The organism is Streptomyces minutiscleroticus (assembly GCF_014650875.1).
In the GTDB taxonomy this organism is placed as follows: domain Bacteria; phylum Actinomycetota; class Actinomycetes; order Streptomycetales; family Streptomycetaceae; genus Streptomyces; species Streptomyces minutiscleroticus.
In genome coordinates this window covers 1-14,695 of sequence record NZ_BMVU01000066.1, presented here as the reverse complement: position 1 = coordinate 14,695, position 14,695 = coordinate 1, and the positions used below count along the sequence as shown (strand labels likewise).

Genomic DNA, 14,695 nt, shown 5'->3' with positions numbered 1-14,695 from the left:
GTTCGAGGGACGCGGGCGTCAGCCCGGGTCGGGGAGCTTCAGGCTGATCACCAGAACGGTCGCCGAGAAGCACGCCAACAGGGCGAGGACGAGCACGGCCGCCGTCGCCGTCGACAGCGAACCGGCCAGGGAGAGATAGAGGGTCCCGCCGACGGTCGCGCCCAGCGCGGTCGCCATCTGCTGGCTGGTCACCAGCACGCCGCTGCCCATGCCGGCCTGCGCGGGGGGCACGTCGGCGAGGATCATCCGGAACAGCGTCGGGCCGGTCAGCGCCGCCCCTACGCCGAAGAAGGCGATCCCGACGAGTACGAGCGCCAGGGAGGGGTGCGGCCAGCCCAGCCAGATCACCAGCGCCAGCAGCAGCAGGCCCGCCCCCTGGACGAGGGCGCCCAGGGTGACGATCCGGCCGCCCAGGGCCGCCGCGATCCTCGGGGTGAACTGCGCCACCACGAAGAACGCCGCGGCGAACGGCGTCAGCACCGCGCCGGAGGCGAGCCCGTCGAGGCCGAAGTGACCCTGCGCGATCAGCGCGTAGACGAACAGGAAGGCGCCGAAGCCGGCCGAGAACGGCACCATCGCCGCCAGCCCTCTGCGCATCCCCGGATAGGACAGCACCGACGGGGACAGCAACGGTGAGCCGCCCCGCGCCTCCAGCCCGCGTTCGGCCCGCACCAGAGCCAGCGCCCCCACCGTGGCGAGAGCGAGCAGCGACCACAGCCACAGCGGCCAGCCCAGGTCGGGGCCGGCCACGACCACGGCCAGGACACAGACCATGGTGACACCGAACAGCACGGTGCCTGCCGGGTCGAAGCCCGGCTTCGTGTCGGCCCTGGTCGCGGGGACGCGCCGGACGGCCAGCAGCGCGGCCACTCCGATCGGCACATTGATCGCGAAGACCGACCGCCAGCCGATCCCGGCGACGTCCAGCGAGACCAGCAGTCCGCCCAGGATCTGTCCGACGACCATGCCGAGAGCCGCGGTTGCACCGTACATGCCGATCGCACGGGCGCGTGCCTGGCCCTCGGTGGACGCCTGGATCGTCGCCAGCACCTGCGGTACGAGCATGGCGGCGGCGGCGCCCTGCAGCAACCGGGCCGTGACGAGGAACTCGATGGTCGGGGCGAGTCCGCACAGCGCCGAGGTGACGGTGAACGCCGCGAGCCCGTAGGCGTACAGGCGCCGTCTGCCGAAGGCGTCGCCCAGCCGTCCGCCCAGCACCAGGCCGAGGGCGTAGGTGAGACCGTAGCCGGACACCACCAGCTCCAGTGCGGCGGGGCCCCCGTGGAGGTCGTCACTGATCGAGGTCAGCGCCACATTGACGATGGAGGCGTCCACGATGGACAGGGCGTATCCGGTGAGCACCACCATGAGGGCGATGCCACTGAGCGCCGCGGTGGCCGGTTCCGTGCCGGCCGGGGGCTGCGGTGTCGCGTTGGGCCCCTTCAGAGGGGGGAGGCCCTCGCGTTTCGTCATGTGCTGCCTACCCAGGCGTTTGTGGAGGGATGGTCGAGGCGGGTGCGGAGTGACTACGTCACTCGGTGGTGGTGGGAGTGCCGGTGATCTTCGACATGATTCCCTTGGAGGAGTCCTTCGCGGACTCCGGCCAGGGGGTCAGCGCGTTGAACCCGCGGTGTGAGGAGGCGGGCTGGATGCGGGTGTCCATCGACATCCGCATGCCGGCCGGGTTCACCGAGACGTTCGGGATGGACTTGTGACACATGAAGGCGTGGAAGATGAGCACGTCGCCCGGTTCCATGGGAGAGAACAGCAGCTGCTCGTCCGCGCCGAACTCCTCCGCCGGGATACCGCGCACGGCGTGGCCGAAGCGGCGGAAGTTCTCGGTGACGACGTGCTCGCGCGGGCCTTTCTTGTGGCTGCCGTCGGCGATGGCGACGCCGCCTATGCCGCGGGTCGTCGCGAGCAGCGGTAGCCAGGCGGTGCGGAAGTCCTTGTTCGGGCCTATGTAGAAGCCGTCCTGGTGCAGCGGCGTCAGGAAGCTCGGCTCCGCGGAGCCCGCGGCGGAGGGGTAGTAGCGGATCGTCGTCGACTTGAAGACGAAGACGGGCTCGCCGAAGACCTTCTCCCAGACCTTGAGGGTCGAGGGGTGGTTCCACAGGTCGTCGTACTTGACGTAGTCGTGCATCGCCACCTCGTCGACCGCCTCGAAGGACTCGATGGTGAGGGTGTCGAGCGTGGTGCCGGGGGCGGCGTGGCCGAGTGCGATCAGGCCCTCGAGCATCTGCTCGGCGGCGGTACGTACGAGCTCACGGTCCAGAGCGCCGCGCAGGTAGAGGTAGCCGTGCTCGTCGTAGAACCGGTCGAGGGCCTCACGGTCGTCGAGAAGGGGTGTGCAGTCGACGTAGTCGCTGAAAGTGTCCGTCATGGTTTCTTGTCCTCGTGACTGTGCGTGGGGGAAGGAGCGTCAAACATGCGGGCGAGCCGTCGGCTTCGGTCCTGCGGTGTGTGCCACCTGTGACCATGAACGGTGGACGGCTGTGTTGTCGCTCGTGCAATGCCACTCAGAAGGTGACGGGGAGTTCGTCGAACCCGCCGGTGATCCGGTGCTCCTGCCAGCGCAGAGACTCCTCCGGCACCGCGAGCCGCAGGTCGGGCAGTCTGCGGAACAGCCGCTCGAACACCGCGGTCAGCTCGATCCGGGCCAGCGTGCGGCCGATGCAGTGCCGGACGCCGTGCCCGAACGCCAGGTGCGACTTGGGCTTGTTCCGGGCCAGGTCGAACAGGTCTCCGTCGGGGAACGCCCGGCCGTCGTAGTTGGCCGCGCCGATGGCCAGCATCACCGCGTCCCCGGTCCGGATCACTGTCTCGCCGACGGTGATGTCGCTGTGCGCGTAGCGGGGTATCAGAGCGTTGGATCCCTTGCCGCCGACGCCCAGTCGCAGGATCTCCTCGACCGCGGCCGGGGCGAGTTCGGGCTTCTCGGCCAGCAGGGCACGCTGGGCCGGATTGCGCAGCAGCAGCAGGGTGCCCAGATCGATGCGCACAATGGTGGTCTCGTAGCCGAACAAGAGCACGGCGTTGCCCAGGTGGGCGATGTCCGCATCGGACAGTGCGCCGTCCTTCTCGGCGATCAGCTCGGACAGGATGTCGTCGCCCGGCTCGGTCCGCTTGCGCGCCACCAGTTCCGTCGTGTAGTCGACAACCTGCTGAAAGGTGTCCGCCGAGTGCTGGTTGTCGCTCTGGTCGAATGTGCCTCTCGCCCACTGCCCGAACCGCTCCCGGTCGGCCAACGGCACGCCGAGCAGATCGCAGATCACCATGGTCGGCAACGGAAACGACAGCGCGCGGTGCAGGTCGACCGGCGGAGAACCGGCGGCCAACTGGTCGAGCAGGTCGTCCACATGGTGCTCGATCCGGGCCTTCATCAGGCGCATCCGGCGCGTGGAGAACCGGGGCACGAGCAGCGCGCGCATCTGCGCATGCCTGGTGGCCTCGGTGTCGTGGTCGTCCCCGGCCATCAGCGCGACCATGAAGCGTCTGGCCGCGCTCTTGGCCGACTGCTCCGGGGCGGGATTGCTGAGACCGAGCCGGCGGTCGGCGAGCAGCGCCTTCACCTCGTCGTAGCGGGTGACCAGCCAGGCATCCTCACCGGCGGTCCGCACCCTGGTGATCGGCCCCTCCTGCTGCAGTGCGCGCATCTGGGGCGCGATGCCGACCACGGATGGGTTGTCGAACGGTAACTTCGGGAGTTCCTTCATTCAGTCCGTCCTCATGGCGTCGTGCAGGGGATTCGTCGGACCTCCGGGGCACGCCGACGGCATCGGTGGCGTCGGGTGAGCTGCGCGCCGGTTCACGGGCGCGCCGAAGCGGCGGCCGCTGCTTCGGCGGACGACCATTGCTGACGTGCGGGTGGTGCAGACGCCGGGTCGGCGAGGGACTACAGGGACGACCCGATGAGCAGTGCCAGGTCGATGAGGCGGTTCGAGTAGCCCCATTCGTTGTCGTACCAGCCGACGACCTTGACCTGCGGGCCGGACACCCGGGTGAGCCCGGCGTCGAAGACGCAGGAGGCCGGGTCGCCCACGATGTCGGTGCTGACCAACGGCGCGTCCACGTAGGACAGCAAGCCCTTGTACGGTCCCGCGGCCGCCGCTGCGTACGCCTCCTTCACCTCGTCCACGGTGGTGCCGCGGCGAGTGGTGACCGTGAGGTCGGTGACCGAGCCGGTGGGGACGGGTACGCGCAGGGCGAAGGCGTCCAGTCGGCCGGCGAGTTCCGGCAGGACGAGGCCGATGGCCTTGGCGGCGCCGCTGGAGGTGGGCACGATGTTCAGGGCCGCGGCCCGGGCCCGGCGCAGGTCCTTGTGCGGGGCGTCCTGGAGGTTCTGGTCCTGCGTGTAGGCGTGGACCGTGGTCATCATGCCGGTGTCGATGCCGATGGCGTCGTGCAGCACCTTGGCCAGTACGCCGAGACAGTTGGTGGTGCAGGAGGCGTTGGAGATGATGGTGTGGCGCTCGGGATCGTAGGCGTCCTCGTTGACGCCCAGCACCACCGTGACGTCCTCGCCGCTGGCCGGAGCGGCGATGATGACCTTCTTCGCTCCACCTTCGACGTGCGAGCGAGCCTTCGCGGCGTCGGTGAAGATGCCGGTGGACTCGATCACGATGTCCACTCCCAGGTCGCCCCAGGGCAGGGCGGCGGGGTCGCGCTCGGCGAGGACCTTGATCGTCCGGTCGCCCACGCGGATCGCGCCCGGCTCGGCGGTGATCTCCTCGGGGAAGCGTCCCAGGATCGAGTCGTAAGCGAGCAGGTGGGCCATCGTGGGCACGTCGCCCAGGTCGTTGACGGCGACGATCTCCAGCTCCGAAGTCCGCGCGGCCGCCGCACGGAAGACGTTGCGGCCGATGCGCCCGAAGCCGTTGATACCGATTCGCACAGTCATTTGGTGTGTTCCTCACCTAGCGCTCTACAAGTCAACTGACGCGCCGTTGCGCCGAGGTGCAATGCAAACCGTGCGCCTGGACGAGGCACCGGCACGTGATCGATCAGGAGCTTATATAAATCTGCGATACATTTCCAGGGTGACTTCTACTCAGCGTGCCGACAGCGATACCGACCTGGACGTCGGTGACCTCATCAGGGCGATCGAGCACTTCAACCGCTACTACATCCGGCTGCCCGCGGTGCAGAAGCTGTCGTTCACGACACTGTCCGTGCTGGACACCCTGGCCTCCAGTGGCCCGAGGCGGCTGACCGAACTCGCCAGGACCGAGCAGATCAGCCAGCCGGGACTCACCCAGCTGGTCACCCGTCTCGAACGCGACGGACTCGTGGAACGCCGTCCCGACCCGGCGGACGGACGCGCCGTCCTCGTCGACATCACCGACAACGGCCGGAAGATCGGCCAGGCCCGGCACGAGGACCGGGGGCGTCACCTGACCCCGCTGATCGCCCAGCTGACGCCCGCGGAACGACAGGCGATCGCCGCGGCTCTGCCCGCCCTGACCCGCCTGGCGGAACTCGGGGCCGAAACCGGACGGTAGGGCCCGTCCATTCCTCGAACGTGACGGCCACGCCCACGGACCGACGAGGGGCTACGGTCCCATGCGTCGGACACCACGCCGCCACGGTCGAGAGCGGCATTCGCGTGGTCCTGCGGAGTCCTATAGATCTTGGCGACGTCCCGTAGCTGTCCAGCGTTGTGCCGCATGCTGCGGTACGGCCACCCGTCCGGCCTCCGGAACGGGCTCGCACCGTGAGCAAGTGCATGCCAAGTCCGCCCGGCGCTCCGACCACCGAGGGAGACGCCGCCCTCGCGCGTCCATGCAGCTGCCGACCCCGCGTACGTACGCGGGCAAGGATTCGTCCCGCAGGGCTCATGGCGCCGTTCAGGCAACCGGTGCCTCCGCCTCTCCGTCGCCGAGGCCATGATGCCTTGTGCCTGACACGAACGCGCGCCGTCCGCCGCGGCCGGCCACCGATTCGTGAGGCATTCCGGGCGCCTCCGGCGTGCACGGAGCACGGTCCGGTCCTGGCTCTGGACGACGTGATCGGTAGCGAGTCCGTGCTCCGGTAGGACTCCGTCAGGTCTTTCCGCTGCCTGGAGTACCACCGACTCCACCCTCGCCCCGAACAGTTGGAAACAGCCGCCCACATCCTCGAACGCGCCTATGACCTGGGCGCCGGACGCCACCTGGCGATCGGCCTGTCCGAGACCGTCGTGGAGGCCACAGACGCTCTGGACAGGGACGGACAGCAGGAACGAGCAACGCGACTGCGCGAGGAGATCGTGCGATCGGCGCACTGCTTCATCGGCCTGGGCGACCAGCTCCCCGAACACGAAGTCGCCTACGGACACGCCATCGTCGCCCCGTCATTGAATCTGCTCATCGACGCCTGGCGCATCACCGACGACCCCCTGCTGGAGAAGGAGATCGCCGAGCGACTGCCCTGGCTGCCGGCCTTCAGCGGACGCCAGCCGCACATCCGCCTGCACGGTGTCGGCATCCGGCACTGGGACGGCTTCTGGTTCGGCCGGGGCCGGCTCTTCGGCGACCTGCGCCTTCGTCATGCCCAGCACCGTCGATAGGGTGCCTGCCGCCGGTTTCCCGCTTGTGCTTTCCGCTGCGTCAACTTCTACGGTCTTCTGCGGGGCCGGAGGGACCGGCCCGGCGATGGGAGGCAGGGCAATGGCCTGGTCGATCGCGGACGTGGCCCGGATGTCCGGGGTGACGTCCCGGACGCTGCGGCACTACGACGAGATCGGCCTGCTGCCGCCGGCGCGGATCGGGAGCAACGGGCACCGCTACTACGAGGAGGCCGACCTGCTGCGGTTGCAGCAGATCCTGCTGATGCGCGAGCTGGACGTGGGGCTGCGCGAGATCCGGGCGGTCCTGGAGAGCCGGATCGATCAAGTGGCCGTGCTGCGCGAGCACCACCGACGGCTGCTCGTGGAACGGGACCGGCTGGAGATGCTCGCCCGCACGGTCGGCCGCACCATCGCCGCACTCGAGGAGGACAGGGACAACAACGACATGGTGAAGATCAACAGGCCGGAGAACCTGTTCGAGGGCTTCGAGCCCTCCCGCCCCCGGATCGACGCCGAGGTCCGGGAGCGATGGCCTCAGGCGTGGGAGCAGTCCCAGCAGGCCGTGGAGAAGATGACCGCCGAGGACGCGGAGCAGTACCAGCGCGAGGTGACCGCGCACCTGATCCGCATGGCGGAGTTCATGGCGGCCGGCACACCGGTCGCCGATGTGGCGGTGCAGGCCGCGGTGGACGCCCAGTACCGGTTCGTGTGCCGGTACTGGAGCCCGAACGCGGCCGCCTTCAAGGGGATGGGCCAGTACTTCGCCGATGACCCGCAGTCCCGCGCGAACCTGGACAAGATCGCCGACGGGCTGGCCGACTACCAGCGCGATGCGATGGTCTGCTACGCCGATGCCCGGCTGAGCTGACCAGCGGATCCGCCCGCCGGGGTCTGCAGACCCCGGCGGCAACGACAAGCCCTCGTCCATCCTCTGCCGCGCTTCGCCCATTGCAGCCGTACTCCGCACCAGTCTCCGGGCCGTGGAACCCGGCGCAGCCGCAGCGACACGCGACGGCCCCACCCGCCCACCAGTGGAACAAACGGGGCGAAGCCACCGCCTCATCAAGCAGCGATCACTGCTGACGAATCGAGGTTGGTTCCGCCGGCTCCGCATCCGCTGGGAGATACGCGACGACATCCACGAAGCGTTCCTCAGCCTGGCCTGCAGCATCACCTGCCGGCGCCGACTGAAAAACCTCGCGCTTTGTTAGGAGTTCCAAGGACTCGCAGATCAATGGACCGTGGCTTTCCGCCCGGTGGTTCGTTGGTCAGGCATGGGTGGGTCGGACGAGCCACGGACAGTTCTGGCGGCGAAGTTTGCGGCGATTCTGCCGCATCTGGATGAGCGGCAGCGTCGTCTGTTGACAGGGGCGGAGGCTCGCTCGCTCGGTCATGGGGGGATCCGGGCGGTGGCCCGTGCCGCGGGTGTCCGGGAGGGCACGGTGTCGCTGGGTGTGCGCGAGCTCGCCTCCGGCCAGGCCCCGCTGGGCCGGGTCCGCCGGGTGGGCGGTGGTCGCAAGCGCCTGGTGGAGCGCGAGCCGGGTCTGCGTGAGGCGCTGTTGGCTCTGGTCGAGCCCGCCGCCGTCTGCCGACACGCACATCGAGTTCTGCACGGCCGGCGTAACCGACTGCGCCCACCGCCTGTGGAGTAGGCGGCCCCTTCAGCCTGCCAACTGCTGTAGCCATTCGCGCAGCAGAGCCGTCTCCGTGTCTCGCAGAGGTACCCCGGTGCTGAGCGCGGTCTCAAGTGCGGCATCGAGGGCGAGTGCGTGCGAGGCCAGGTCGGACCCGGATGAGGCGGGCGAGTCCGTGGTGACCGAGGCCATGACGGTGTCCCGCAGCCGCGCCGAAGTGGTCAGGTCCCGCTGCGAGGGCTCTTCGCCGATCAGCGCCAGCGTGGCACCCGTCGTCGCCGCATGGATGACGCGGGTCGCCTGCTCCACCGGAACCCGAAGGCGCCCGGCCTCGGCCGCGCGGCGCAGCAGTCTCATCAGCAGGGCGTGCGCCTCGTCCGCGGCCGGGGGCCGCTGCCCGGGCTGCACGGTGCCGTACATGAGCATGTAGAACGCGGGGTGCCGCAGTCCGAAGTCGACGTGCAGGTCCCAGCCGCGGTAGAGGTCGGCCACCGGGTCGTCCGGGGTCAGCGCCAGTGCCTCCCGTTTCTCGGCCAGGTACATCTCGAATCCGTAGGCGGCCAGCTCGGCCAGGAGTCCGTCCTTGTCGTCGAACATCCGGTAGAGCGCGGGGGCCGTGATCCCCGCGGCTGCGGCGACCGCGCGCGTGGAGACCGCTTCGCTGCCGCCCTCCTCCAAAAGCTTGGCGGCCACCTGCAGTACCTGGCGTCGCGCGGCGCGTCGTCCCTCGTTCATGGAACAACGATATCTCATCTTGCGTATCGCCGCCTTATCGGTGCTACTGTCTAAAGCGGAACGACGATCCATGCTGATGGTGGTCGGCGCCGGCCCGCGACACCCGGGCATGCCCCGCACCCCGGCCCGGGACGTCGGTCCCCACTCGTGGAGCAGTGCGGCCGACCGCCGCACCGGGCAGCTCATCGTCTGCCTGCACACCACCGAACACGCCGCCATCGCGGCAGGATAGGAACACCCGTGTCCGATATCTCGATCGTCATCGCGTCGCATTCCGGCTACGGCCACACCGCGCAGATCGCCACTGCCGTCGCCGACGGCGCGCGTTCCCTCGCCGGGACGCACGTCCACCGCGTGGACGTCGCCTCCCTCAGCGACGCCGACTGGGAACTGATGGACGCCGCGGACGCCATCATCTTCGGTACCCCCACCTACATGGGCACCGCGTCGGGGGTGTTCCACGCCTTCGCCGAGGCCACCAGCAAGCGGTGGATGACCCGCGCCTGGAGCGACAAGCTCGCGGCGGGATTCACCAATTCCGGCTCCATGAGCGGCGACAAACTGCACACCCTGCAGTACCTGGCGCTCCTGGCGGCCCAGCACGGAATGCTCTGGGTGAGCCTGAACCTCCTGCCGGGCTGGAACACCACCACATCCGGCCCCCAGGACGACAATCGCCTCGGTTTCTACCTCGGCGCCGGCGCACAGAGCTTCAACGACACCCCCGCCGTCCACGACGCAGACCTCAACACCGCCCGCCACCTCGGCCGGCGCGTCGCCGAGCACACCCGCATCCACCGCGCCGGACTGACCGCCGCAGCGCACTGACACAACGGTCCGCCAGAAAATGCCTTCCAGTTTCTTTCCGAGGAGTGAGTCATGCAGCACCGGACACTCGGAAGCCAGGGCCTTGAGGTCTCGGCGATCGGCTACGGCGCGATGGGCCTGACGATGGCCTACGGACCCACCGACGAGGAGGGCGGCGTCGCCGCCCTCCGCCGCGCGCACGACCTGGGCGTCACCTTCTTCGACACCGCCGAGATGTACGGCTGGGGCACCGGATCCAACGAGATCCTGGTCGGCAAGGCGGTCAGGGACTTCCGCGACGACGTGGTCCTGGCCACCAAGTTCGGCGTCGACATGTCGGTACCGCCCGAGCAGATCGGCGGCCCTCTCAACAGCCGGCCCGACAACATCCGCAAGGTCGCCGACAACAGCCTGCGCTACCTCGGCGTGGATCACATCGACGTCTTCTATCAGCACCGCGTCGACCCCGAGGTGCCCATCGAGGAGGTCGCAGGCACCGTCAAAGAACTGATCGACGCGGGCTGGGTGAAGTACTTCGGTCTCAGCGAGGCCGGGCCCGAGACGATCCGCAGGGCGCACGCCGTGCAGCCGGTCTCCGTCCTGCAGACCGAGTACTCCCTGTTCGAACGGGACGTCGAGCAGCTCTTCCCGGTCCTGGACGAACTCGGCATCGGCTTCGTCGCCTACTCGCCCCTCGGCCGCGGGTTCATCACCGGCACCGCCAAGCCCGCCGGCCGGTACGAAGGCAACGACATACGCAACGTCGACCCGCGCTGGCAGCCGGGCAACTTCGAGAAGAACGTCGAAGCCGTCGACCGGCTCGCCGAGCTCGCGGCGGCCAAGGGTGCCACCGTCTCCCAGCTCGCCCTGGCCTGGCTCCTGACCCGGGGCGAGCACATCGTGCCCATCCCCGGCACCCGCAGCCCGAAGCGCATCCAGGAAAACGTCGGCGCCGCCGACCTCACCCTCACCGACACCGACCTCAAGGCCATCGACGAGATCCTCCCCCACGGCGGCTTCGGCGCCCGCTACACCGAGGGGCACGTGCCCACCTGGATCTGAGACCCACCCTGGGACAGATGCACTCGGACACCGACGGCGGCACACGGGCCCGGCAAGGCCCGGATCACCGGAGCCTTGCGATGCCAGCCACGACGAGAGACGCCCGAAGCCGTTGGAGCCGGCTTCGGGCGTCTCTCGCCGACGGCGCCGAACACTCAGCTGGGCATAGTCGCGGTGGACTCAGGGAAACGCGGCCGGGACACTGTGATCGACAGCCCCGAGTCGAGCCGCTTGTCCATGTCGAGGCGGAAGATGCCGTAGGGGTTGACGTTCGACCAGAACAGCGCGGTCAGCCCGCGCCGGTCCTCGCCGCTGAGCCTCTTCGCCCACTCCGGCTCGGCCAGGACCTGTTGCAGCAGCAGCGTATTGATGTGGACGAGACTTGGCTGGAGGAGGTGCAGGGTGAGCATCGACGTCTCGGCGTGCTCCTTGTCCGGTCCGGTCAGGGCGCCGCCCTCGCCGTAGAGCGGCGCGGTGTTCGCCGAGTTCCAGTTCTCCACGACCTGGAGCCCGCCGTGGATCTCACGCCGCAGGCCGGGGCTGGCCAGGTAATCGCACGCGAAGATGGTGCGAACCGCGCGGCCGAGCTCTTCGAGCGCGGCGTAGGTGGGGTGCTCGGGGCCACCGCGGGTGAAGCGCCGCAGGACCTGTTCCGCCTCTGTGGTGCCCAGGCGCAGGGCGGTGGCGTACTTGACCATCCGGTCGTACTGCTGGGCGATCAGGTCCCACTTGACAGCCCGGGTCGTCAGCGAGGCGCCGAGCGCCGGCCAGCCGGGCGGGGTGTCGTCCGGGCGGTACATGCGGATGCTGCCGATGTTCTTCAGCCTCGGCAGCAGACGGAAGTTGAGCAGCTCGGTGAATGCGAACCCGACCACGCTCGCGCCGTGCGTGTCGACGTAGTCGGACTCGGTCTCGGCGTCTGTGCAGTGCCTCAACAGGCCCTCGATCATCGCCGCGACCTCGGACGACGAACAGGACTTCGGCTGGGAGTAGATGCAGACGTTCTTCTTCTCCACGTGCCAATAAATCATCACGCCGTTGCCGCCGTAGCGGGCGTGGTGCTCGGTCATGAAGTTCGAGGACCAGGACCCGAACTTCTTCGAGTCCGACGCGTACGAGGTGCCCTGTCCCCACCAGGCGGCATCCCGGGCGGCGAACGTGCCGTTCACGAGCCGGGTGACGGCCGCGCGGAGGTTGTCGACGGTGATGAAGTGCCGGCGCACGTGCCGCAGCGCGGCCTCGGTCTCGCCGTGCTCGCCGGTCGCCACGATCGCCCGGATGCCCATGTTGGTGCCCAGGGCGAACAGTGCGAGCAACAGGTGCCGCTGGAGGGTGGCGCGGTCGATGCGCTCGTACGCGGCGACCGAGGAGAACTCGTCGGTGAAGCCGGTGAGGAAGTCGGCGTTCTTCAGCACGTCCAGCAGGTCGAGCGCGCCCCACCGTCGTACGACCTCGTCCTTGAGGGCCTGAAGGCCGGTGGGCTCGTCCAGCGGTTCCAGCTTCGGCACGGTGATCCACGGCTCGCCCTTGCGGGTGGTGACCTTCACCCCGTCCGCCGAGCCGTCCGCGAGCGCCGCCGACAGCCGGTCCAGGCCGTCCGTCGTCCGGCGCTTCAGCCCGGTGACGAACTCCTTGGGATCCTCGGGCTGGCGGATCGCGGCGTAGTGCACGGTGCGGGCCGACTCGAAGTCGCCGGGCAGGTCGTCCTCCGGGATGCACCACCGTCTCCCGCCCTCGACGTAGATCTCCCGGCGCCGGATCGCGTCCCGCAGCGCCACCAGCACGCACAGCTCGTACGGGACGCGCTCGACCTTGCCCTTGTCGTCGACGACGGCCTCGCGCCAGTCCTTGCGCACCACGCCGTCCATCGGCACGACGTCGCCGGCGTCGTAGAAGCGCGTCTTGCCGTCGACGTCGGCGTACCTGGCCAGCAGCGCGAGCGCGTCCGTCACCGGCCGGTACGCGGTGTAGTTGCACTTGAAGCCCAGCGTGTTCAGTAGCGGCGGCAGCATCTGCCGGTAGTACGAGCTGTACGACGAGCGCAGCGTGGTGCGGACCTTGGCCCTGAACGCCTTCTCGTTCGCCTTCGCCTCCGCGACCAGGTCGCGCAGCGTCTTCTCACCCACCACCGGGTACAGCACCGCGCGTACGGTCCCCTCCGGCCGTCCCACCGCCGCATCCGCGAGGCGGAAGAGGATGCCCTCCTTGCCCCTCACCCTCTTCAGCTCCGCCGTCAGCTGCCGTTCCACCCGCCGCTCGGCACGAGCGTTGATCTTGTGGACCAGGGCAACGAGCAGTTCCACCAGGGCGTCGGTGATCTCCTTCGCCAAGTCCTCCACCGGCACCTTGACCACGTCGGCCACGTAGGCGACCGCGGCCTGCGGGAACTCCTCCAGGATCTGAGGAAACCGGCCCTCCGGCTCGAAGAACTTCAGCATCGGCACGAACCCGAGCCGCGTCGGGCCGGACTTGTTCGCGACCAGACCCCAATCACTGCCCACCGGCGTCCAACACGCCACCACGTCCTCGGGCGACCACTCCCTGCGCATGAACGGCCCCGCCCCTACGTCGACTACTCGTTCGGCCTGACGAACAGGCCGGGCACGAAGCAACGGCGCGGGGTGTGCCAAGGTGGGTGGGGACTCCACGCCCGCGGCGGTACCACTCTCGACACGACCCACTTCACCTCCAACGATCCCGCCTATGTCACACGAGACCGGATCAGGCATGAGAAGAGGCACCGATCCCAGTGGCTCCGGTACGGTCTGGGCTTCGGCATCCGCTACTGGCGCGCGGGAAGCAATCCCTGCCGCAACCGCTACGAACGCCAGGCGAACCTGAGATGGGGCGGATACCGTTGCTGAAACATCGCCGGGCCGCTGCTCCAGCTCTTGTCGCCGCCCTCGCTCTCCTCGAAGGAGGGTGCGGCCTCGCGCCGTCCGATCCGGCGGATCCCCCCGTGTTCGGTGCGCGCGTCGAGGGGGAGGGGATCAGCGTCAAGATCCCCCTCTGCTCGACAGACGAGATACGACGCGTGGAAGTCACGGACTTCGACGACACGAAGCACGAGAATCCGCCGATCCTTTGGTGGGCCTCCCAGCCGATGTCGCCGACGGCCGGCAAGGGAGTCGTCAAGCTCTGGTCCGGGGACGGGTTCGCACACCACGCTCCGAGGCCGAGCGTCGTACCTCGCAACCTCGACGTCAGCTACACCGATCCCTCGGGTGACGGACGCGACGACGTCCTGGATGTCCGACTGCTCTCCCGGGCGCGGCTGAAGGCCGGGGAGTACTGGACGAGCGACGGTCCGGAGACCGCCGAGCAGATCGACGGACAGCTCAACTGCCGGGAACCCGGCTGAGAGCGCGTGCCCGGCACCCCATGACAGCGGCAGGGCCCGTCACCGGCACAAGCGATGACGGGCTCTGCCCATGCGTCCCGGGCGTCAGGCCGTCGTGAACCACACCGTCGTGTCGGCCGGGATCTTCGCGTCCCCGTCGCCCTCCAGTACCTGGCCGCTGGCGAGCAGGACACGGCCGTACGCCGGAGTCGTCACCGATTCCGGCGTCGTGTCGGCCACGCACACGAAGTCGCCGCGGCGGAAGGCCAGGACGCCCTCCGGGCGCCGAGCCACTCGACCGCGTCGCCGGCGCCGAGGTCCGGGTGTTCGCGGGGTGGCGAGGGCCGCGCGGTACAGCTCCAGGGTCTAGGTCGTTTCTGATGGCTCTTGTCCGGCGCGGTGGACCAAGCTCTGGGCCGGTCAGGCGTTGGTCATGGTGCGGCGACATGAACTGACCGACGAGCAGTGGCAGACGATCGCGCCCTTGCTGCCGGCCAACGGTCGGCCCGGTGGGCAGTGGTCCGATCACCGGACGGTGGTCAACGGGGTGCTCTTCAGGGCCCGGACGGG

Annotated in this window: 14 protein-coding genes and 2 pseudogenes; 9 read left to right on the top strand and 7 right to left on the bottom strand. The window is 69.1% G+C overall.

Annotated features, from left to right (window positions below):
* Window positions 1–18 precede the first annotated feature (18 nt).
* The 4 genes from IE271_RS34930 to gap form a co-directional block, all read right to left on the bottom strand.
* Complete coding sequence (locus tag IE271_RS34930; RefSeq protein ID WP_190194492.1) at window positions 19–1,473, bottom strand: MFS transporter; 1,455 nt, start codon at window positions 1,471–1,473, stop codon at window positions 19–21.
* Between the two features lie 58 nt (window positions 1,474–1,531).
* Complete coding sequence (ptlH, locus tag IE271_RS34925) at window positions 1,532–2,383, bottom strand: 1-deoxypentalenic acid 11-beta-hydroxylase (protein WP_190194491.1); 852 nt, start codon at window positions 2,381–2,383, stop codon at window positions 1,532–1,534.
* Window positions 2,384–2,519: 136 nt separating this feature from the next.
* Window positions 2,520–3,716, bottom strand: a complete 1,197-nt coding sequence (gene penM / locus IE271_RS34920) for a pentalenolactone synthase (protein WP_190194490.1) — start codon at window positions 3,714–3,716, stop codon at window positions 2,520–2,522.
* Window positions 3,717–3,895: 179 nt separating this feature from the next.
* Complete coding sequence (gene gap, locus IE271_RS34915) at window positions 3,896–4,900, bottom strand: type I glyceraldehyde-3-phosphate dehydrogenase (RefSeq protein WP_190194489.1); 1,005 nt, start codon at window positions 4,898–4,900, stop codon at window positions 3,896–3,898.
* Between the two features lie 139 nt (window positions 4,901–5,039).
* Here gap and IE271_RS34910 point away from each other — a divergent pair, with 139 nt between their 5' ends.
* From IE271_RS34910 to IE271_RS34890, 4 genes and pseudogenes are all read left to right on the top strand, one after another.
* Window positions 5,040–5,501, top strand: coding sequence for a MarR family winged helix-turn-helix transcriptional regulator (locus IE271_RS34910; protein WP_229919775.1), 462 nt, complete (start codon window positions 5,040–5,042; stop codon window positions 5,499–5,501).
* A gap of 593 nt (window positions 5,502–6,094) precedes the next feature.
* Window positions 6,095–6,547: a hypothetical protein gene (locus IE271_RS34905; protein WP_190194487.1), complete on the top strand. Its 453-nt coding sequence runs from the start codon at window positions 6,095–6,097 to the stop codon at window positions 6,545–6,547.
* A 100-nt stretch (window positions 6,548–6,647) separates the two neighbouring features.
* Window positions 6,648–7,415 carry a MerR family transcriptional regulator gene (locus IE271_RS34900; RefSeq protein WP_190194506.1) on the top strand — a complete coding sequence of 256 codons (768 nt, stop codon included), beginning with the start codon at window positions 6,648–6,650 and terminating at the stop codon, window positions 7,413–7,415.
* A 406-nt stretch (window positions 7,416–7,821) separates the two neighbouring features.
* Window positions 7,822–8,124 (top strand): annotated as a pseudogene (locus IE271_RS34890) (ISAzo13 family transposase); the annotation flags it as partial.
* Window positions 8,125–8,208: 84 nt separating this feature from the next.
* Here IE271_RS34890 and IE271_RS34885 read toward each other — a convergent pair.
* The gene (locus tag IE271_RS34885) at window positions 8,209–8,916 is read right to left on the bottom strand and encodes a TetR/AcrR family transcriptional regulator (protein WP_190194486.1); all 708 of its coding nucleotides are present in this window, start codon (window positions 8,914–8,916) and stop codon (window positions 8,209–8,211) included.
* Window positions 8,917–8,986: 70 nt separating this feature from the next.
* On the opposite strand from IE271_RS34885, the gene IE271_RS34880 reads away from it, so the two are divergent.
* From IE271_RS34880 to IE271_RS34870, 3 genes are read left to right on the top strand one after another with little or no spacing between them, the layout of a single operon-like run.
* Window positions 8,987–9,148, top strand: coding sequence for a hypothetical protein (locus tag IE271_RS34880; protein WP_190194485.1), 162 nt, complete (start codon window positions 8,987–8,989; stop codon window positions 9,146–9,148).
* An 8-nt stretch (window positions 9,149–9,156) separates the two neighbouring features.
* Window positions 9,157–9,744 carry a flavodoxin family protein gene (locus IE271_RS34875; protein WP_190194484.1) on the top strand — a complete coding sequence of 196 codons (588 nt, stop codon included), beginning with the start codon at window positions 9,157–9,159 and terminating at the stop codon, window positions 9,742–9,744.
* A gap of 51 nt (window positions 9,745–9,795) precedes the next feature.
* Window positions 9,796–10,785 carry an aldo/keto reductase gene (locus IE271_RS34870; protein WP_190194483.1) on the top strand — a complete coding sequence of 330 codons (990 nt, stop codon included), beginning with the start codon at window positions 9,796–9,798 and terminating at the stop codon, window positions 10,783–10,785.
* Window positions 10,786–10,940: 155 nt separating this feature from the next.
* Here IE271_RS34870 and IE271_RS34865 read toward each other — a convergent pair whose 3' ends face one another.
* Window positions 10,941–13,334, bottom strand: coding sequence for a Tn3 family transposase (locus IE271_RS34865; protein ID WP_229919774.1), 2,394 nt, complete (start codon window positions 13,332–13,334; stop codon window positions 10,941–10,943).
* A gap of 410 nt (window positions 13,335–13,744) precedes the next feature.
* On the opposite strand from IE271_RS34865, the gene IE271_RS34860 reads away from it, so the two are divergent.
* Complete coding sequence (locus IE271_RS34860) at window positions 13,745–14,146, top strand: hypothetical protein (RefSeq protein WP_190194482.1); 402 nt, start codon at window positions 13,745–13,747, stop codon at window positions 14,144–14,146.
* Between the two features lie 84 nt (window positions 14,147–14,230).
* On the opposite strand, the pseudogene IE271_RS34855 reads toward IE271_RS34860, so the two are convergent.
* A pseudogene (locus IE271_RS34855) lies at window positions 14,231–14,491 on the bottom strand (alpha-glucosidase); the annotation flags it as partial.
* A 67-nt stretch (window positions 14,492–14,558) separates the two neighbouring features.
* Between IE271_RS34855 and IE271_RS34850 the strand changes: the two are divergent.
* Window positions 14,559–14,695: transposase (locus tag IE271_RS34850; protein ID WP_190194481.1), on the top strand; the 137-nt coding region annotated here is incomplete at its 3' end.